We start from the raw sequence: 19,221 nt of genomic DNA, 5'->3' as shown, positions 1-19,221 counted from the left end.
TAACTGGAGGTACGGTCATGAACAACAAGACATGGCTGATCACCGGCGCCTCGCGCGGCTTCGGCCGGGAGTTCGCCAAGGCCGCGCTCGATCGCGGTGACCGTGTCGCCGCGACCGCCCGCGACATCTCGTCCCTGCGGGATCTCCGTGACGAACACCCCGGGCTGCTCGCACTCTCACTCGACGTCACCGACGCCGACGCGGTCCGCGACCGGGTCGCGGAAGCGGAGGAACACTTCGGCCGGCTCGACGTCGTGGTCAACAACGCCGGCTACGGGCACATCGCCGCCGTGGAGGAGGTGACCGACGCCGAACTGCGCGACCAGCTGGAGACGAACGTCCTCGGCGCCCATCGCGTCGTCCGGGCCGTCCTTCCCGGGATGCGCGAACGTGGCAGCGGGCACATCGTCCAGGTTTCCTCGATCGGCGGCGTGCTGGCGTTCCCCAGCGTGGGCGCCTACCACGCCTCGAAGTGGGCGCTCGAGGCGCTCAGCGAGTCCCTTGCCGCGGAGGTCGCCAGGTTCGGCGTGCACGTCACCCTCGTGGAGCCGGGCGGGTATGCCACTGACTTCTCCGGATCCTCGGCGCGGCACAGCAACCCGTTGCCGGCCTACGACACGATGCGCGAGGAGCTGGCAGCCCGCCGCCGTGCGAGTGTGCCCGGGGACCCGGCCGCCGCCGCGCGAGCGTTGCTCGAGGTCGTCGACGCCGAGCAGCCACCACTGCGGGTGCTGTTCGGGGCGCTGTTCGGCGTGCCCACACCCGAGCTCGTACGCGGCAGCTACGACCGGCGCCTGAAGGAGTGGGCCGCGTGGGAGCACCTGACGACCCGCGCATACGGGGATCCCGGTGACAACGCCGGCCGTCCAGCCGGCGGGAGAAGCCGATGACAGACGACTCAGCACCCCAGGAAACCACGCATACACGACGTGCCGTCCTGAAGTCCGCGGCCGGCACCGTCGCGGCCGCCCAGCTCGCGTCCGTCGCCCAGGCCACGGCCGAACCCGCGCGCCCGGTCGCCGGCGGCGCGTCGAGCCGAGGGTCACGCTGCTCGACGCGCTGCGCGAGCGGCTCGGACTGACCGTCACGAAGAAGGGCTGCGACCGGGGCGAGTGCGGTGCGTGCACCGTCCTGGCCGACGGGCAGCGGATCAAGTCCTGCCTGACCCTGGCCGTGATGCGGCAGGACGACGAGATCACCACCGTGGAAGGGCTGGCGCGTGGTGAGCAGCTGCACCCGGTGCAGGAAGCGTTCATCCGGCATGACGCGTTCCAGTGCGGCGGCTGCACGCCCGGTCAGATCATGTCCGCGGTGGCGTGTATCGACGAGGGTCACGCGGGTTCCGCGGCGGAGATCCGGGAGTGGATGAGCGGAAACGGGTCAGCGTCACGGCAGTGGCTGCGGCCGTGTCGCGGGCCAAGGCGCGGCTGCGCTCGGACTTCCGCATGCTGCACCTGGCGCTGCGGGGGCGGGACTGCCCCGACCTGCCGCCCGAAGTTCGTGACTGGCAGTGCGACGCCCCGTTCCGGCCCAGGTGATGACCGCCATCGCCCAGCACCATGAAACCTGTCCGCGCTGCCAGAGGTTCCTGGAGACAGTGCCAGCACATCAGCCACTGGTGAACCTTCACGACGGGCGCCTGATCGGCTGCGAGTCGTGACTCGAACGGCGGCAGACCTGTGACGACCGCTTGCGTCGACTAAACCCGTTCTGCCTCCCGCAAGTGTTCTGTCGAGGCGTCGCCTTGGACCACTACGATGACGGGGAGAGAACCATGAGGAAGATGCTCTACATCAGCGCGACCGCTGCGATGGTGTTGGCTTTGTCGGCCACGGGGGCGAGCGCCTCGCCGGGCCGGCAGGCAGCCGACAGAGCGCTAGCCGCGGTGACGGCTACCGAATCCTCGTCAGCCACAGTGAATCATGTATGTCCATCCCGGGTGGCTCCACGACTGACGGCGTACAAGCGACGCAGTTCGACTGCGAACCGAACGGACCAGCGAAGCGCTTCTACCCAGAGCCGCAGGGGATGGACTCGTGGGGCAATCCCATAGTGACCCTCCGAAATGAAGCAAGTCGCCTGTGTGTGGGTGACTTTGAGCCCGGCAATCCAGCAGCAGGCGACCCGGTACGACAGTCCACTTGCTCGTCGTTGTGGTCCTGGGACAAGGCCGGTCGACTGGTCCTGTTTGCGAGTACCTATCCCGGTGGTCAACATCTATGTCTCGCTGTTCCGCATGCGTGGAAAGCCAACGGCATCGGCCTCATCGTGTGGCCCTGCAACTCGGGTCGCGAGCAGGTGTGGACGAAGTACTGACTCGGACATGCACCTGGTGGCCTGTCGGCCTCGTGCACTGGCCGCGTGTGCGCAAGCTGCGTGTCGTGTCGCCGTCGATCGACGTGCTGACCGTTCAGCTGCCTCTCGGTGTTTCCCACCGCAAGTTCCTCGCTTCCGTCGACGAGCTGGCCCCGGCGCTCAACGCCGAACAGCTCCAGGTCGCGAAGGTCAAGACCGAGCCGCGTCAGGTCCGCTTGGTGATCTTCCGGAACAACCCGTTCGAGGCGCCCTCGAGGACGCCTTCGGCATGCACGCGATGCTGGAGGAGCTGGATGAGACCGTGACGGCGGAGCTGGACGAGCTGCTCCAGACGGCCGCGACCGCCAGCTGCAGCAGCTTGGCCTTGTTGTTGTAGCCGCTGCGCGGGTTGTTCCAGACGCGCAGGCGCACGTAGTTCACGCCGGCACCCTTGAGGATGTCGAGCGGATCTCCCGCAATTCCGTTCGCGTCGGAGTACTTCGCACCGGAATCGAGCGCTCGTTGGGCGGTCGAGACGTCTGCGCCCAGTACGGTGAGCGTGTTCGCCGCCGAAGCGGCGGGTGCGGGGAGCACCACGGAAAGGATGACCGCCGCCAGGAACACGGCGGACTTCGCGGTGCGGCCGGTGCGGTACGCGGTCATTCGATCTCCCCTGATCGACGACGTGACAATGCGGGAACGATACGCGATGAATGCAAACAATCGGCTACATAGGGTCGGGGTGAATGATTGGAACCGCACCGGTGGGAAATTTTCAAGGCTGTTCGACAATTTCCCGTGAACGTCCACAGTCAGGCAAGATCCACGCCTAGTCCTGTGGAGACGGGCCGGCGGCCGACGGCCAGGCGGTGGCGCGCAACCCGCTCAGCCACGGCGCGGGCGTGGCACGCCTCGACGCGCCTGGCCGCGGACGGCCTCGAGGCCGTGCTGGACAAGGCAACGGCTCCCGGCTCACCACCCGATGTGGCGTCCCGTGTGTCCCTCCCAGCGCACCGAACGCCACATCGGGTGGGTTCACCGCCGGCGGAACGGCGGCGTGCGGCGACCCGGCTAGCCCTGCACCAGGCTGAAGTCGTCGACGTTCACCCAGTTGCCCGCGTTCGCGTCGGAGGACACGCCCACCTGGATCGACCCGTTGGTCACCGTGATGCCGGAGATCGTCACCTTCGTCCAACTACCGATCGACCGGTTGATCGACGAGCTCAGCTCACTGCCTCCGAAGTTCTTCGCGAAGATGGTCGCCTTCTTCTGCCCGCCACTGCTCTTCACCCACGCCGACAGCGTGTACGTCCCGTTCGGCAGCGAGATGTTCTGGTACCTGCTGGCGTTGTACGCCGACGACGAACTCTGCGCGAACGCCCAGCGCCCGGTGTGCCCGCCCTGCTTGTTACTGTTCACCGCACCGCCGGTGGTGGTCCAGCCGGCGAGGTCGTTCTGGGCCACCCGGTCGGCCTCCGCACTCGGGTTCAGCACGTAGTTGTTGCCGCTGCCGACCGACCACGTGCCCGCGGCCGCGTCGACGTTCCACTGGCTGAGCGAGTGGAACACCGGCGTCGAGCCGTTGAACGTCACCGGCACCCAGTCGTTGTAGCCGATGCCGTTGCCGGCGAAGTCGCTCCAGCGGTCCCCGCCGAACATCACGAACGACCCCTGCGAGCCGGTCACCGTGAACGCCAGGCCGGTCTGCGTCACGTGCGAGAAGTCGGCGTCCGTGCCCTGCATCACGAACTCCGGGCCGTATCCGCTCGACACCTTCTTCGACGTGTTGCAGTACGTGTGGGACGCGTTCCAGCCGTGCAGGTCCGAGGAACAGAAGTAGTAGGTGCCGTTGTACTTGAACATGATGTTGCCTTCACGCCCGCCCGCGGAGCTGTTGTAGATGTTCGCGGCGGGTTCGACCTGCAGGTAGTCCGACGGCCGCAGCGCCGCGACGTACAGGTGCGACCGGCCGCTCTTGTTGCTGAAGGCCAGGTAGGCCTTTCCGTCGTCGTCGACGAAGACCGACTGGTCACCGGACATGCCGGTGGTGACGTTGGCGATGTTCGACTGGGTGGCCGCCCGGGTGAAGTGGCCGTTCGGCGTGCTGCTCGTGGCGAACACCAGCTCGCTGTTGAGCTGGGAGATCAGCACGTACTTGCCCGTGTTGGGGTTGCGCGCGACCCCGATCCGGCCGACCCAGCCCGCTCCCCCGAGGTCCGAGGCGGTCATCGCGTTGCCTTCGAACTTCCAGTTGGCCAGATCGGTGGACGAATAGATCGTGATCGCGCTCAAGGAAGTGTTGCCGTTTTTCCCGGCGGAGGGGTTGTTGTAGTACGTGACCGCGCCGTTGTACTTCGCCCCGTACCAGTAGTACGTGTCGCCGACCTTCAGCACACCTCCGCCCTGGGAATAGATCGGGTTCCCGGCGGTGTCCTTCCAGAACACGTCGTTCTGGATCGTGGCCGCCGCGGCCACCTGCGGCGCCGGAGTCGCCGCGGTGGCACTGGCGGAGCCGCCGACCGGCGTCAGCGCCAGTACCAGCGGAACCAGCGCCGAGACGATCATTCGCTGGGAAATTTTGATCACCATTTCGTATCCTTCGTTTGGGACGGACAATCGGCGATTCATCCGGCCTTCCGCGCTCCCGGTGTACCGGTTCAGGATTCGAAGGCACCCAGGTCCGGCGCCTTCCCGTTGTACGGCAATCCGACGTCGGTGCCCTTGTCGATCAGGCTGCTGCTCGCGGCGAGCCGGAGGCCGGGCCGCACGGGCAGGCTGCCGTCGGCTTGGCGTGCCGACTCCCAGCCGGTCGTCGACACGCTCTGGAACTGCGCGTCCGACAGGGCGATGCCGAGGTTCCAGGAGTTGTTCGCGGCGTTCGTGCCGTTCATGTTGGACGTGAGGGTGCCCGTGTAGGCGATGTTGTTGCGCAGGTTGCCCCGTCCGACGGCCGCGCCGCTGGTGCTGACACCGAGCATGTTGAAGTCGGGATTGTTGCCGTAACCGGTGTTGTTGAAGTAGTCGTTGGCGAGAGGGTGGTGGTTGGCGTAGAAGCCCGCCGCCTTATTGAGGAACGCCACCGAGTTGCGGACGGTGTGCTTGACGGCTCCGGAGTCGTAGTTGCCGCCGTAGCCGCCCGCCTTGAAGCCGTTTCCGTTGCCCGCGGCCGTGGTGGTCCCCGGCACGTACCCGTTGCGCCACGCCCAGGAGTTCTCGATGGTCACCGGCGAGTAGGCGCTGATCAGGTCGAACCCGTCGTCGGAGTTCCACCACGCCCGGCATCCGCGGAACACGTTGCCGGGGTTGCCGGCGGAGATGTGCGCGCCGAATCCGTCACCGCTCTCCCCTGCGCCGTTGGAGGTGCGGAGGTCGTAGTTGTCGTGCGAGTCGGAGTTGAGGACGAGGTTGTGGCCGCCGTTCTGGATGAACAGACCGGCCCCCATGTGGTGGTGGCTTTCGATCAACTCGAAGGTGTTGTTGCTGCCCGAGATCCAGATGCCCCACGACTCGTGGTTGCGGTTGTTGTTCTGGGGCACGCCCTTGGCTTCCAGGCCCTTGAGGTGGATCCAGCTGCCGGTGACGTCGAAACCCTCGATCCGGCAGTCGTCCTTCATCCGGGAGAAGTCGAACACCGGCTTCTCCCCCGGATAGGCCCAGTACCGGATCGGGCTGCCCGAGCTGCCGCTCTTGTTCAGGGTGATCGCGTCCACCCGGTCGGTCTGACTGGCACAGCTCTTGTTCGCGCGCGAGTACACGTAGGTGCCACCCCGGAGGTAGACCGTGTCGCCCGGCTTCGCGACGGCCTGGGCGTGGGCCATCGATGCCCACGGGGCGGCCTGCGTCCCGGCGGCGCTGTCGCTGCCCGACGGCGCGACGTAGTAGGTGGTCGCGGCCGCGGGCCCAGCGGCGGCCACCGGAGTGCCGGCGATCGCGGCAGCGGCCACCACAGCCACCGAAAACACGAGGGTCCGGCCCAGGACAACGGGTTTCATTCGTTCACTCCAGAATTTTCGTTCAGCGGAGGTAGGCGACGAGAGAAAGGTTCTTTTCGCGGATGCCCTCCAAGACCAGGTTCGCCATCTGCGTCGCGCCGTACACCGAGAAGTGCGTGTTGTCCTTGACGCCGTCCGTGGCCTGGGTCAGGTAGAGTTTCTGCGACGCGGACGGGTCGAGCGACTCCACGAGGGCCTTGCTCTTGGCCGTCAGGTCGATCACCGGCACGTTCGCACTGCTGCCCAGCGCCCGGATCACCGCGGGCAGGTCCACACCCTTGCCGTTGACGTGCAACGCGGTCGGAGTCAGCTTGGTCCCGCTGAACTGCCGTCGCACCGGCGGCGTCACCAGCACCGGCACCCCACCACGTTCCCGCACCCCGTTGACCAGCTTGGTCAGGTTGTCCCGGAACGCCGTCGCCGTCGTCTGCTTGTCGTTGTGCCCGAACTGGATGAACACCAGATCCTTGCTCTTGATCAACGGTTTCATCCGCGGGAACAACGCACTGTTGGACAGGAAGCTCCCCGAGCTCTCGCCGGAGTCCGAGTAGTTCGCGACCACGGCACCGTTGCGGACATTCGCCGGCAACTCCTGCCCCCACCCCGTCCACGGCGCGAGCATCTGGTCACACACCGTCGAGTCGCCCGCGATGTACGCGACCAGCGGTGACGTGGCCGCGGTCACCGTCAACGAGGTGATCGCGGGCGCGCTGCCGGCGAAGGTGATGTCCAGGCCTGGCGTCCCGGTGCCGCCCTGGCCGGTGGGCTGTCCCTCGGGGTTGCGCACGTTGACCGTCACCGTGGTCGGGACCACCTCGCCCGCGCTCGTCGAGACGGCGTTCAGGATCTGCCGGCGTGCCTCGACCGACATCGACGTGTTCGCCGACTTCGCGGAGCTGCCGAGCCCGACGGTGACGTCGTAGTTGCCCGGCGAGACGTCGAAGTGGCACTTGATCGGCGCCGTCCCCGAACACTGCGCTGGCAACGCCGACGGCGCTGCCACCGCCGACGGAACCGGCGCCAGGGCGACTACCGCCATCCCGGCCAGAACGACGGCTTGGCGTTTGAGAGACATGGATTCTCCTGTCGGGTTTGCTGTATGTGGATAGCGGCTGCCCGCTCTACGACCGGCGAGCAGGCGACTTGCCGAGCACAGGTGCTTCACCGGACGGACTCCCGCTCGGCGGTGCGGCGGCAGACCGGCGAGGCTGCCTCATCGTTCCGGAGCCAACAGAAAGCGCTTTCTTAAGCCGACCGCCAATACCCGGTCTGATGCATTCGGTCATTCGATCTCCCTTGACCGACGGCGTGGCGAGCTGCAGAAAGGGAGGAGTCGATCGTGAACGTTCACCACCAACTACCGACTTCACTTGTGAAGATGGAACCTCATCACCAGGATTTTTTCAAGACTGTCAACGTCGTCATCCGGCAACTGCACAGGCAGCGACGAAATTTCGGTCACGAAATACGGGGAGCGAACCGGTCACACGATCATGCGATCATTCGATCGGCCTGGACACTGCCCCGGAACACTGATTCGAATCTTTTCGACGAAGGCCTTGAAGTAACACCATCGGCCGCCGAGTGAATGACTACTGCAGGCACGTGCAACCAGCCGAGCGGCATGGGTGATCTCCCCCGGCCGCCGGGCCTTCCGAGCACGTCGGCCTTCTCACAGAGTCAATGGGGGACACGACCGGCTTGATGCTGCCGCCGGCGTCGAAGAAGAAGAGGCGGTCGATTGCCGACTTTCCGGCGCTGCCCGTCTCCGCCCGGGTTTTTGAACCGGTGGCAGGCGATGGACCACTCGTCGGCCCCGGGCCGCCGGAAGGCACAGCTGCTGCCAGTGGCGAGGATGCCCGCCGACGGGTTCCGCTTGACCACGGGGTTCCCGGTGGCCTTGGCTGGCGTCCCCGGACCAAATCAGGGAGTAGACGCCGTTGCGGGTGGGCTGCCGCTCAAGAACAGCATCTCCGGCCCGAGCCGGACGACGAAGCAGGTTCCGTTGCCGAAGTACAGGTCCGGGCTGCCGTTCGCGTCGGCGAACACCGAGGGATCGATCGGAGAGGAATGGACCGACGTCCCCGCCAAGCCCGGGCGCCGTCCGTGGCCGGAGAGAGGGAGTACCGATCACCGAAGCGCGTCACCCACGGGTCGGCGTGGTGCCCGGCGATCACCCGATGTCGCGTTGCCGCGCCGGCGGTGCCGGACGACAGCGCCGCCGAACCGGCGGCGGCGATCACCGCACCCGCACCGACCGGCAGCGTCCGGCGTGGCCACCCCACCGCGGAACGGTCTCCCGGCACGCTCATCGGACCTCCTCGGCCACGGCGTCACCCCTCGTCGGTCCGGTTTTCGGCCGGTGGAAGGGTTTCGAGCGCGAACGTGGTGGCGTCCGGGCAGGTCGCGGACACGGCTGAGCGAGGTGACGGGCGCCGCTCACGGGGGCCCGGGCAGTGGCGGGCACGAACGTCCGGCGGGGCTGGGCCGGCGATCCCCGAAGCCTCATCGCTTCCTCCGTCGCAGTGATGCCTGTCACCTTCGGTCTGCGTCGCGGCGGGAGTCAACCACTTGCGTCCAAATCGATCACAAACGGTCACAAACGAAAGACGCCGCACAGCTTTGGCGGCACGCGGCCGCCGCGGCCGAGCCGGTGCCCGGCGATCGAATTCTTCGAATGGTCACCGGCAGGTGGAAGCCCCGCGGGCACTGGGCCGGTTGATCGAAAGTTCGACGACGGCCGTGCCGAATCGGAGCATCGACGAGACGACCTCTTGTGCTCGACGATTGAAAGCGCTTTCCTAGAAGCGCCACCGCGCCCACCCGGCACCATCTCCGGCGCCCGGCCCAGCCCCGTCCAGCGCTCCCGCGTGGCGTCGAGCCGGACGGCCGGGACCGCCGACCCGGCCAGCCGTGCTCCACCGGATCGTGGTGACCGGCCGGTACCGGCACCCCACATCGATCGGAGACCCGACTGTGCACCGCCGACCCGCTTCAGCTCCGCCGGACCGCGGATCCGCCCGAGTCCCGGCGGCTCTCGTCCGCCTTCCCCGCGCGGTGCTGTGTGCGTCGGCGCTCTTCGTGGCGGCCGTCATCGCCGGGCCGGTGATCGACACGCCGGTGAGCGCGGCCGAGGCAGGCACCGGGATCGTACTCGACGGGAACGACATCAAGGCCGGGAACGTCAACGGCCTCACCTTCAAGGGTTCGGCATGCTCAGCGCGAACAGCACGAGCGAGCTGCTGATGGACTACAAGGCCCAGCATCCGGGCAATTACGCAGAGCTCCTCCGGATCTTGTTCGGCGGACCGAGTCCGGTACTGACGAACGTGAAGATCGAGATGGGCAACGACCGGAACAATTCCACCGGGCCGGATCCGGCCACCATGCGGACGGAAGGCGAGAAGCCGAACGTCAAGCGGGATCAGGGGTTCCAGCTGGCGGCGGACGCGAAGAAGGTGAACCCCGCGCTCAAGGTGAGCCTGCTGCGCTGGAACGCACCCGCATGGGTGACCGACAACGACAAGGTCTACACCTGGTACAAGAAGACGATCCTCGAGGCGTACCGCACCTACGGATTCATGGTCGACTACGTCAACCCGGGGCTCAACGAACACCCACCCGACCTGACCTGGAGCGAGCGGTACGCCAGTCTGGTCAGGACGGACGCAGCCGGCTTCGCCAACGGCGCCGAACGGGCACAGTACAACCGCATTCAGGTGGTGATCTCGGACGAGGCCGGGCTGGGCAGCTTCGGCGGGGCGATGGTGGACGACGCCGCGCTGCGCAACGCCGTCGCGGTGGCCGGGTACCACTACAACCCGGACGACGACAGCGCGGGAAACTTCAAGCGACTGGCGCAGGTGTTCGACAAGGAGGTCTGGAACAGCGAAGCGCAGGCCACCTTCGGCAACTCGGCCTTCCGGCCGAACAACAACACGAAGGATCCGACCGTCGCGGGCACCGGCATCGGCGGGAAGAACAGCGCGCTGGAGATGGGCAACACCATCATCAAGGGGTTCACCAACTCCAACCGGACGAATTTCATCTACCAGCCGGCCGTCGGTTCCTTCTACGAAGGCGGGCAGTACGGCTTCAAGGAACTCGTCAGCGCGCGAGACCCGTGGTCGGGCTGGCTGCACTACGACGTGGGCATCGACATCTTGCGGCACTTCAGCTGGTTCGCGAAGACCGGCTGGGAGAACCCCGGCAACACCGCGGGAGTCTGGCGAGCCGTCCCTCAGGCGAGCCACACCGGGGCGGCGGGCACGAACCCCGTCAACGGGCGCAACGGCACCCCCAGCTACCTGACGCTGGCCGCTCCGGACAAGCGGAACTTCTCGACGGTCTTCATGAACGACAGCGAGTACCCGCAGGCCTACCGCATCAGCACCGTCAACATGGCCTGCGCCGGGACGCCGGCCCTGGAAACGTGGGAGACGCGGGCGGCGGATCCCGGTCAGGCCTTCAACGTCAACTACCTGAAGTACCTCGGCCACGTCACCCCCGGCTCCGACGGCGGGTACACCGTCACGGTCAAGCCGTACTCGGTGGTCACCGTGACGACATTGGCGCGGCACACGAACCCGGCGTACCGGGCACCGCTGCCGGTGGAGGGCGCGCGAACCGTGCTGGACACCGACACTTCCGGTTCGGGTGACCACCCCGGGGACGACACCTTGTACGCGGACGGCTTCGACTACACCGGCAAGCGAACTCCGGTGCTCGGGACCGGCGGCGCGATCGTGGGAAGCGAGGACTTCGTCGCGGCCCGCGGCGGATCCGAGAGCGCAATACCGCGGTACACCAGCGATCGCAACGGTGCCTTCGAGGCCTATCGGCCGGAGCGGTCGAGCAACTACGTCCTCCGCCAGCAGCTCGACAAGTCGGTCGACGGGCTCGGCGACGCTTGGAACGGCGGCGATCCGGTCACCCGGATCGGTGACGGCCGGTGGCTGAACTACGAGGCCGCCATCGACGTCTCGTTCGAAAAGGATGCTCTCCAGGACGGCGCGAACTACGCGGTCCTCGGGGTCCGGCAGCAGCACGGCGACGTCGGCGCGCCCTACAAGCTGAAGTTCACGTTCGACGGCGGCTGGCAGCTGATCGTCGACAACAAGCCGGCAGCCGGCGGCAACGTGGTCAGTGGCTCCGGCGGCGTCGGGATTGCCGGCTTCGACACCACCTACAACGCCTGGCACAAGCTCGCCCTCAAAGCCGCCGGCAGTGAGGTGACCGCATCCCTGGACGGTGTCACCCTCGCCAGGTACACCGATCCGGCTCCCCGGCTCCCCGGCCGCGTCGAGCTCGGCAGCGGCTACTACCACACCAGGTTCGACAACCTCCGAGTCCGCACCCTCGCCGGCTTCACGCCGTACTACAGCGAACTGCTCGACAACCTGGAGACGACCGACCTGAACTCCCCGCCCGCCACCAAGCTCGTCTACAGCGGGCAGTGGGCTCACGAAAGCGGCAAGAGCATGTACACCTACCAGCGGACGCTGTCCACCAGCCAGGGATCCGGCTCGACGCTGAGCTACACCTTCACGGGAACCGGACTCGACATCACCGGCCCCAACGACGGCTCGGCCGTGCTCGAGACGACCGTCGACGGGCGCATCGCCGACAGCTCGGCCCGCACGACGGCGTCGGCCGAGTTCTCCCAGACCTTCAGCCTTCGCGGGCTCACGTATGGCAGACACACCATTCAAATCAAGGTACGCAGCGGCGCCCTGGTCGTCGACGCGGTCGCCGTCGCCGGCTAGCCATTCCACACCCAAGGAGTGATCATGACCATGCAACGACGGAAGTTCCTCAGCCTGACCGCCGTCGGCGCGGCGGGCGCGGGCCTGGCCCTGCTCGGCGCCGGACCGGCACTGGCCACCCTCGGACCGCTGGGCACCGCACCCACCACCCCCTTCGCCGTCGGCGTACGCAAGTACGACTGGAAACGCGGCAGCCGCCCCTGCACCACCTACGTCTACTACCCCGCCACCGGCACCGCCGGCGGCAACCCGGTGACCAACGCCCCCACCGCCAACGGCGTCTTCCCCGTCTACAACTTCACCCACGGCTACGGCAGCAGCCCACAGAACTCCCTGTTCATCATCCGAGCCCTCGCCGCAGCAGGCTTCATCGTCCCCGCCCCCCACTTCAACCACAACTTCACCGACGTCAACAACGGCAACACCTCCAAAGACGTCTCCCAGATCCTCACCAACACCCTCGCCCTCAACACCACCGGACCACTCGCCGGACACATCAACACCAGCATCGGCGTCGGCGTCTCCGGCCACTCCCTCGGCGGCATGGTCACCCACGGCCTGCTCACCTCCTGGCCCGACAGCCGGATCATCTCCGCCAACCCCCAATCCTGCGTCGACATGGGCAACCCCGCCGCCTCCGTCACCGCCAAGGTCCTGTTCGTCCACGGCGACAAAGACCCCACCTGCGCCTACTCCTCAGCCCGCCAGGCCTACAACGAAATCAAATGGCCCAAGGCCTTCCTCACCTTCATCGGCGGCACCCACACCAGCTTCTGGAGCGACAAACGCTTCCCCACCACCGTCGTCGACTGGGCCCGCTGGACCATGTACGGCGACACCACCGCACGGGACCGCCTCCCCGCCGACGCATCCGGCACCAAGACCAAATGGGAAACCCAGCTGGGCTGACCCGTCCGTGGCGGGGCCCGCCGACGCCCTGGTGGCCCACCGCGTCCGACCACGCAACCACATTGGACGGGTTCCATGACACAGCCTTCCCGCGATCCGGTCCCACCGAGACGTCCGCGCCGGCACCGCACCGTAATCGCTCTCGTCGGCGCACTGCTCGCCGCGCTGACCGCCGGACCGCCGGCCGGCGCGGCACCGGCCCCGAAATACGCCGGCTACCTGTTCACCTACTTCACCGGCGAGAACACCTCCACCGGCGAACAGGTCTACTTCGCGCTCAGCCAGGGCAACGACCCGACCCGGTGGCGGCAGCTCAACGGCGGCAACCCGGTGCTGACCTCGACCGTGGGAACCCGCGGCGTGCGCGACCCGTTCGTCATCCGGTCACCCCAGGGCGACAAGTTCTACCAGATCGCCACCGACCTGCGGATGTACGGCAACGGCAACTGGGACCAGGCCCAGCGGACGGGCAGCAAGTCCATCGTGGTCCGGGAGTCGGCCGACCTGGTGAACTGGAGCCCGCCGCGCCTGGCCCGCGTCGCGCCGGACACGGCAGGCAACACGTGGGCACCCGAGGCCTACTACGACGAGGGACTCGGCCAGTACGTCGTGTTCTGGGCGTCGAAGCTCTACTCCACCAGCGACCCGAACCACACCGGCACCACCTACAACCGGATGATGTACGCCACGACATCCGACTTCCGGACCTTCAGTCCCGCGCAGGTCTGGGTCGACACGGGCTACTCGACGATCGACTCGACGCTCATCAAGCACAACGGCACCTATTACCGCTTCACCAAGGACGAGCGGAGCCCGTCGCAAACCCCGTGCGGCAAGCTGGTCCTCGCAGAGAAGTCGACAACCGTCCTCAACCGGAACTACTCGTTCGTCGCCGACTGCCTCGGGAAGAACGCGATCAGCCAAGGCGAGGGCCCGCTGGTCTTCAAATCGAACACCGACGAACGCTGGTACCTGTTCATCGACGAATACGGCGGCCGGGGCTACGTCCCGTTCACCACCACCGACCTGAACACCCGGCAATGGTCACCCGTCTCCGGCTACACCATGCCCGGCAAGCCGCGCCACGGCACCGTCCTGCCGATCACCCAGGCCGAGTACGACCGGCTCCTGCAACGCTGGGGCTGAGCCGCCCTCGCCGTTCGAGTTCGTTCGCCGACGAAGGAGCGCTCGTGACCACACTGCACGAACACAGCACTACGAGCCGTCACCGCACGCTTCGCTTGCTGGCCGTGGCCACCTCGGCGGTTCTCGTCACGGCGAGCGCGACCGTCACCGCGGTCGCGGCGCCGGCAGCCACGACCACGGTGGGCAGCTGGGGACCCGGCGTCAACGCCGGGGGCCCCGGATTCACCAACCAGACCATCCGGCAAGTAGTGCACGTATCAGCCGGCGGAACAGCCCCCCGGCTACGACTGTCCAACCTGCACGGCACCACCCCACTCACCATCGGCCACGTCGACCTCGCCACACAGGCCACCGCAGGCACCGCAACGACCGGCACCCACCACCAGGTCACCTTCGCCGGCTCCACCTCAGCGACCATCCAACCCGGCCGCGAACAGCTCAGCGACCCCGTATCCATGACCGTGAACACCAACCAGAACCTGCTGGTGAGCGTCTACGTCCCAGGAACGACCGGCGCATCGACCTGGCACCCCAGCTCGGCCGACACGACCTACGTTTCCACCACCGGAGACCACGCCACAGACGACAGCACCAGCCGCTATCCCTCGACAAAGAACTCCTGGCACTTCCTCTCCGGCCTCGAGGTGACCAGCACCACCGCAACAGGCACACTGGTCGCCTTCGGCGACTCCATCACCGACGGACTGAAGTCGTCAAAGGGGACCAACCGGCGCTACCCGGACTACCTGGCCCGCCGCCTCGCCACCGTGATCGGCGGCCCACAACTCGGCGTCGTCAACGCCGGGATCAGTGGCAACCGGGTACTCACCGACGCCGGAAGCACCAACGGGAACAGCGCGCTCCACCGCTTCGCGCACGACGCGCTCGCCCAACCGAACGTCAAAGACGTCATCCTCCTCGAAGGAATCAACGACATCACCACCAACAGCACACTCACGGCCAAGCAACTCACCGACGCCTACCAGACACTCATCACCCAGGCCCACCAAGCCGGAGTGGCCGTCTACGGCGGCACCATCACCCCGTTCGGCCACTTCAGCGGCTACACCACAGGACGCGAAAACATCCGCCAAGCCGTCAACAAGTGGATCAGGACCAGCGGCACCTTCGACGGCGTAGCCGACTTCGACGCAGCAATCCGCGACCCCGCCGAGACCACCCGCATCCTGCCCACCTACGACAGCGGCGACCACCTGCACCCAGGCGACCGCGGCTACCAGGCCATGGCGAACGCCGTCAACCTGGCCGCCCTGCGCTACTGAAGTGCCGGCCGATTACCGCAGGAGAAATTCATGATCACACGCAGGACGATGCTGTCCGGAACCGCGGCCGCGGTCGCGGCGGCGGCAGTGGGCGCGGGCGCGGGCGTCGCGCACGCGGACCAGACCATCACCGTCGACCCGCGCACCGGCTACGGGATCTGGGAAGGCTGGGGCACCTCGCTCGCCTGGTGGGCCAACGTCTTCGGCGACCGCGACGACTTCGCCGATCTGTGGTTCACCACCAAGACCGTAACCTACAACGGGAAAGCGCTTCCCGGCCTCGGGCTGACCATCGCCCGCTACAACCTCGGCGCGTCCACCTGGAACTCCGTCGACGGCCAGACCATGGTCGCCTCCCCGAACATCCCCCGCTTCAAGCAAATCGAGGCCTACTGGCAAGACTGGCGCAACAGCGACCCGGCCTCGGCGGCGTGGAAATGGACCGCCGACGCCAAGCAACGAGCGGCGGTGGTCAAGGCCACCGCGCGCGGCGCCACCACCGAATTGTTCGCCAACTCGCCAGTGTGGTGGATGTGCGCCAACCACAACCCCTCCGGCGCAGCCAACGCAGCCAACGACAACCTGAAAGCCGAGCACTACCGCGACCACGGCATCCACCTGGCCGAAGTCGCCCGCCAGTTCCGCGACCGCTTCGGCGTCACCTTCCGCACCGTCGAACCCTTCAACGAACCCTCGTCCCCCTACTGGCCGGCCACCGGGAAACAAGAGGGCTGCCACATCGGCGCCTCCTCCCAGCGGGCCATCCTGCGCTACCTGCGGGAAGAACTCGACCGCCGCGGCCTGTCCGGCACGCGCATCGCCGCCTCCGACGAGACCAGCTACGACCTCGCCCACAGCACGTGGAACTCCTTCGACGCCACCACCAAGTCCCTCGTGAACCAGATCAACGTCCACGGCTACCAAGGCTCCGGCGGCCGCCGGGACCTCGTCTACGCCGACGCCCGCGCAGCAGGCAAGGTCCTGTGGAACTCCGAATACGGCGACCGCGAAGCCACCGGACTCTCGATGGCCGGCAACCTCTGCCTCGACCTGCACTCACTGCACCCCACAGCCTGGTGCTACTGGCAGGTCATGGACCCCACCCCGGCATGGGCACTCATCAGCTACAACCCCGACACCCTGCAAGCCGGCGCCGTGCAGAATAAGCTCTACGTCCTGGCCCAGTTCACCCGCCACATCCGGCCGGGCATGCAAATCCTCGGTACCTCGACCGGCAACGCAGCCGTCGCCTACGACCCCGCAACCGGCCGCCTGGTTCTCGTCGCGGTCAACACCGCCACCTCCGCCCAGACGATGACCTTCGACCTGTCCCGCTTCACCACCCTGCCCATCGGCCTCATCACCCGCTGGTCCACCTCGACAAGCAGCGGCAGCGACCGATACGCCCAACGCACCGACACCCGCCTCAACGGCAAAACGCTCCGAGCCCCCTTCGCAGCCGGCCAAGTACAGACATTCCAACTCGACGAAGTCACCGCCTGACGCGGCGGCGTTCAGGCGGTGGCAAACCCGCACGTCCCCGGCCCCCGAAGGATTGCCGCACCGCCGGGGACGCCCGCCTGCCGGTTCCCAGAGTTGTGGACGTGCACCGGGCGCCCGTCCTGGTGCCGGTGCCGGTGCGGGTACCGGACTGACCGAGACAGAGGTCAGGCCGGCCGTCGCCCACGATGCCGAGCCGCGCAGTCACGGTGGCTGCCGCGATCGCGGCCGGCGCCTTTGGCGCCATAAAGGACGACGGTAGTGCCCGGAATCAACTGTTCGCGTTAACATCATGAAGGAGTTGTCATGGCTGCCAAGAAGGCGTTTTCTCGCATGCTGGGCGTGCTGGCGGCCGCGGCGCTGCCGCTGCTGCCCGCCGCGCCCGCCGAGGCGGCCGTGTCCGTCGTCAAGATCGCCGACACCCAGCTCGACGCCAAGGCGCTGTACTTCGTCTCCTACGACGGGCTGGTGAACAACGACTCCTTCCAGCAGAGCGGCATCTTCACCTACGCGGGCTACCAGTACGCGGCCTGGTACACCGCCGACCGCAGCGCCGTGGTCGCCCGGCGGGCCGCGGGCGCGGGTGCGTGGCAGACCGTCGCGCTGCCGCACAAGCTGACCGTGGATGACTCCCACAACGTCATCTCGATGGGTGTCTCGCCGGAGGACGGCCGGCTGCACGTGGCCATGGACACCCACGGCAACCAGGTCTACTACGCCGAGTCGGTGGCCGGGCTGCTGTCCGCGCCCGCGGCGCACGCCTGGACGTCGTCGGCGTTCGGGCCGGTGCAGCGGACGTTGAACGGCGTCGACCTCGGGGCGATCACCTACCCGCAGTTCGTCGTCACTCCGGAGCGCAAGCTGCAGCTCAGCTACCGGACCGGCGCCTCGGGCAACGGCACCAACGAGCTCGCGGAGTTCAGCGGGGGCAGCTGGCGCAAGCTGGGGAAGTGGTCGTCGGCGACCGGCGCGTGGACGTCGGGCAACAGCGTCACCAGCACCACGCGCAACATGTACCTGCACGGCATCACCTACGGACCCGGCGGGCGGCTGCACGCCACCTTCACCTGGCGCGAAGGCAACTCCGGCGTGCTGTGCCACTCCGGCGGGCTGGCCAACCACGAGACCGGCTACGTCTACAGCGACGACCGGGGCCGGACCTGGCGCACCAACGCCGGCGCGGTCGTCGCGACGACGGGTGGCACGCCGGTGTCCGTGTCGTCGCCGGGAACGGTGGTCGACCCGCTCGGCGTCGACCACGCGCTGATGAACCAGGAGAGCCAGGCCGTCGACTCCGCCGGGCAGCCGCACGCGGTGATCAGCTACGTCCCCGGCCGGTTCACCCAGTGCGTCACGAACTACTCCGCGCAGCGCAAGCAGTACGGCCGGACCTTCTTCCTCAGCCGGGCGGCCGACGGCAGCTGGACCAAGCGCGAGGTGCCGGTCGCGCCCGAATCCACCCAGCGGACCAAGCTGGTCTTCGACCGCGGCGACAACGCCTACCTCGTCATGCCGTACGGGCGGATCGTCGCGGCCACCAAGGCGAGCGGCTGGACGGACTGGAAGACGGTGTACAGCCCGGACCTGAACGCGTTCGGCGAGGTCGACGTCGACGACTCGCGGCTGGCCACCGACGGCGTGATCTCCGTGCTGTACCAGCAGAACTCGAGCGGGACGACACCCTCGCCGATCCGGGTGGCCGACTTCCGGCTCGGCTGAGGCGCTACTCGACCGTGACGGACTTGACCAGATCGACGCCGAAAGCTCAAGTCCCACGCCGGAGCGTCGCGCGAATTCCTCGTACCATTGGCCGCCCGGGCCGACAGCGCGACCGCGGAGTCCACCAGTGCAAGAAGTTGCCCAACTTCCCCCGCCACACCGGGTCGTCCTGCTCGATGTCGGCGGCGAAGTGCTGCTATCGGCGCTCTACTGGACGACCTACCCCGAGGCGATCCGTCGGCAGGCCAAGACGCTCGCCGGGCACAACCTCGATCCCGCCTCGGGAGGCTGGCCGGCTTCGCGAGCGACCAACGACGCCTGCCACGTCGACACGGTGCGCCGCCACTGGGTGGACCGATCGGTGTAGGCGCGGCACGGCTCGGATGGTCGACACTGCCCACGACCTCGGCCAGCCGCAGCAGACTGGCCTGACGCTATTTAGGAGCGTGTCGCTGAAGACGAGCGATCGCCGACCTAGACGGCCATGCCTCGCCTGCCGACACGGCTCAGCGTGCGCTGACGCGGACCCTGGCGACCGCTCGAAGCGGTGCCTGCCGGGGGCCGCGGAGGTAGAGGTAGAAGGTGTTCGGCGCCCAAGGGGCGTGTGCCTCC

Annotated in this window: 15 protein-coding genes and 1 pseudogene; 11 read left to right on the top strand and 5 right to left on the bottom strand. The window is 67.5% G+C overall.

The window, feature by feature from the left end:
- Positions 1–17: 17 nt before the first annotated feature.
- The 4 genes and pseudogenes from IE317_RS36770 to IE317_RS36760 all read left to right on the top strand — a co-directional run bounded on the left by IE317_RS36770 (position 18) and on the right by IE317_RS36760 (position 1,538).
- Positions 18–890: an oxidoreductase gene (locus IE317_RS36770; protein WP_191315970.1), complete on the top strand. Its 873-nt coding sequence runs from the start codon at positions 18–20 to the stop codon at positions 888–890.
- Positions 887–1,081 (top strand): hypothetical protein, encoded by a 195-nt coding sequence (locus IE317_RS44845; RefSeq protein ID WP_229903110.1) that lies wholly within the window; start codon positions 887–889, stop codon positions 1,079–1,081. The genes IE317_RS36770 and IE317_RS44845 overlap by 4 nt, the downstream gene beginning before the upstream one ends.
- A pseudogene (locus IE317_RS36765) lies at positions 1,048–1,317 on the top strand ((2Fe-2S)-binding protein); the annotation flags it as partial. The gene IE317_RS44845 and the pseudogene IE317_RS36765, both read left to right, overlap by 34 nt.
- 77 nt (positions 1,318–1,394) lie before the next feature.
- Entirely contained in the window at positions 1,395–1,538 is a 144-nt protein-coding gene (locus IE317_RS36760) for a hypothetical protein (RefSeq protein WP_191316007.1), read from the top strand.
- Between the two features lie 967 nt (positions 1,539–2,505).
- On the opposite strand, the gene IE317_RS36750 is transcribed toward IE317_RS36760, so the two are convergent.
- The 5 genes from IE317_RS36750 to IE317_RS45210 form a co-directional block, all read right to left on the bottom strand.
- A complete protein-coding gene (locus tag IE317_RS36750) occupies positions 2,506–2,958 on the bottom strand; it encodes a glycosyl hydrolase 53 family protein (protein ID WP_191315969.1) in 453 nt (150 codons plus the stop codon).
- Between the two features lie 408 nt (positions 2,959–3,366).
- A complete protein-coding gene (locus tag IE317_RS36745) occupies positions 3,367–4,884 on the bottom strand; it encodes a family 43 glycosylhydrolase (RefSeq protein WP_191315968.1) in 1,518 nt (505 codons plus the stop codon).
- A gap of 68 nt (positions 4,885–4,952) precedes the next feature.
- Complete coding sequence (locus IE317_RS36740) at positions 4,953–6,287, bottom strand: right-handed parallel beta-helix repeat-containing protein (protein ID WP_191315967.1); 1,335 nt, start codon at positions 6,285–6,287, stop codon at positions 4,953–4,955.
- Positions 6,288–6,309: 22 nt separating this feature from the next.
- Positions 6,310–7,362 carry a rhamnogalacturonan acetylesterase gene (locus tag IE317_RS36735; protein ID WP_191315966.1) on the bottom strand — a complete coding sequence of 351 codons (1,053 nt, stop codon included), beginning with the start codon at positions 7,360–7,362 and terminating at the stop codon, positions 6,310–6,312.
- Between the two features lie 848 nt (positions 7,363–8,210).
- Positions 8,211–8,336, bottom strand: coding sequence for a hypothetical protein (locus IE317_RS45210; RefSeq protein WP_268246948.1), 126 nt, complete (start codon positions 8,334–8,336; stop codon positions 8,211–8,213).
- Between the two features lie 1,163 nt (positions 8,337–9,499).
- On the opposite strand from IE317_RS45210, the gene IE317_RS36730 reads away from it, so the two are divergent.
- From IE317_RS36730 to IE317_RS36700, 7 genes are all read left to right on the top strand, one after another.
- A complete protein-coding gene (locus tag IE317_RS36730) occupies positions 9,500–12,052 on the top strand; it encodes a sugar-binding protein (RefSeq protein WP_191315965.1) in 2,553 nt (850 codons plus the stop codon).
- Between the two features lie 24 nt (positions 12,053–12,076).
- A complete protein-coding gene (locus IE317_RS36725; protein ID WP_191315964.1) occupies positions 12,077–12,961 on the top strand; it encodes an alpha/beta hydrolase family protein in 885 nt (294 codons plus the stop codon).
- Positions 12,962–13,036: 75 nt separating this feature from the next.
- Positions 13,037–14,107 (top strand): glycoside hydrolase family 43 protein, encoded by a 1,071-nt coding sequence (locus tag IE317_RS36720; RefSeq protein ID WP_191315963.1) that lies wholly within the window; start codon positions 13,037–13,039, stop codon positions 14,105–14,107.
- A 44-nt stretch (positions 14,108–14,151) separates the two neighbouring features.
- A complete protein-coding gene (locus tag IE317_RS36715; protein ID WP_229903097.1) occupies positions 14,152–15,390 on the top strand; it encodes an SGNH/GDSL hydrolase family protein in 1,239 nt (412 codons plus the stop codon).
- A gap of 48 nt (positions 15,391–15,438) precedes the next feature.
- Positions 15,439–16,893 (top strand): glycoside hydrolase, encoded by a 1,455-nt coding sequence (locus IE317_RS36710; RefSeq protein WP_229903096.1) that lies wholly within the window; start codon positions 15,439–15,441, stop codon positions 16,891–16,893.
- Between the two features lie 303 nt (positions 16,894–17,196).
- Entirely contained in the window at positions 17,197–18,609 is a 1,413-nt protein-coding gene (locus IE317_RS36705) for a BNR repeat-containing protein (RefSeq protein WP_191315960.1), read from the top strand.
- 127 nt (positions 18,610–18,736) lie between these two features.
- Positions 18,737–18,976, top strand: a complete 240-nt coding sequence (locus tag IE317_RS36700; protein ID WP_191315959.1) for a hypothetical protein — start codon at positions 18,737–18,739, stop codon at positions 18,974–18,976.
- Positions 18,977–19,221 lie beyond the last annotated feature (245 nt).

This window comes from Amycolatopsis bullii (genome assembly GCF_014654205.1).
Taxonomy (GTDB): Bacteria; Actinomycetota; Actinomycetes; order Mycobacteriales; family Pseudonocardiaceae; genus Amycolatopsis; species Amycolatopsis plumensis.
This window is presented reverse-complemented; position numbering and strand designations above follow the sequence as displayed.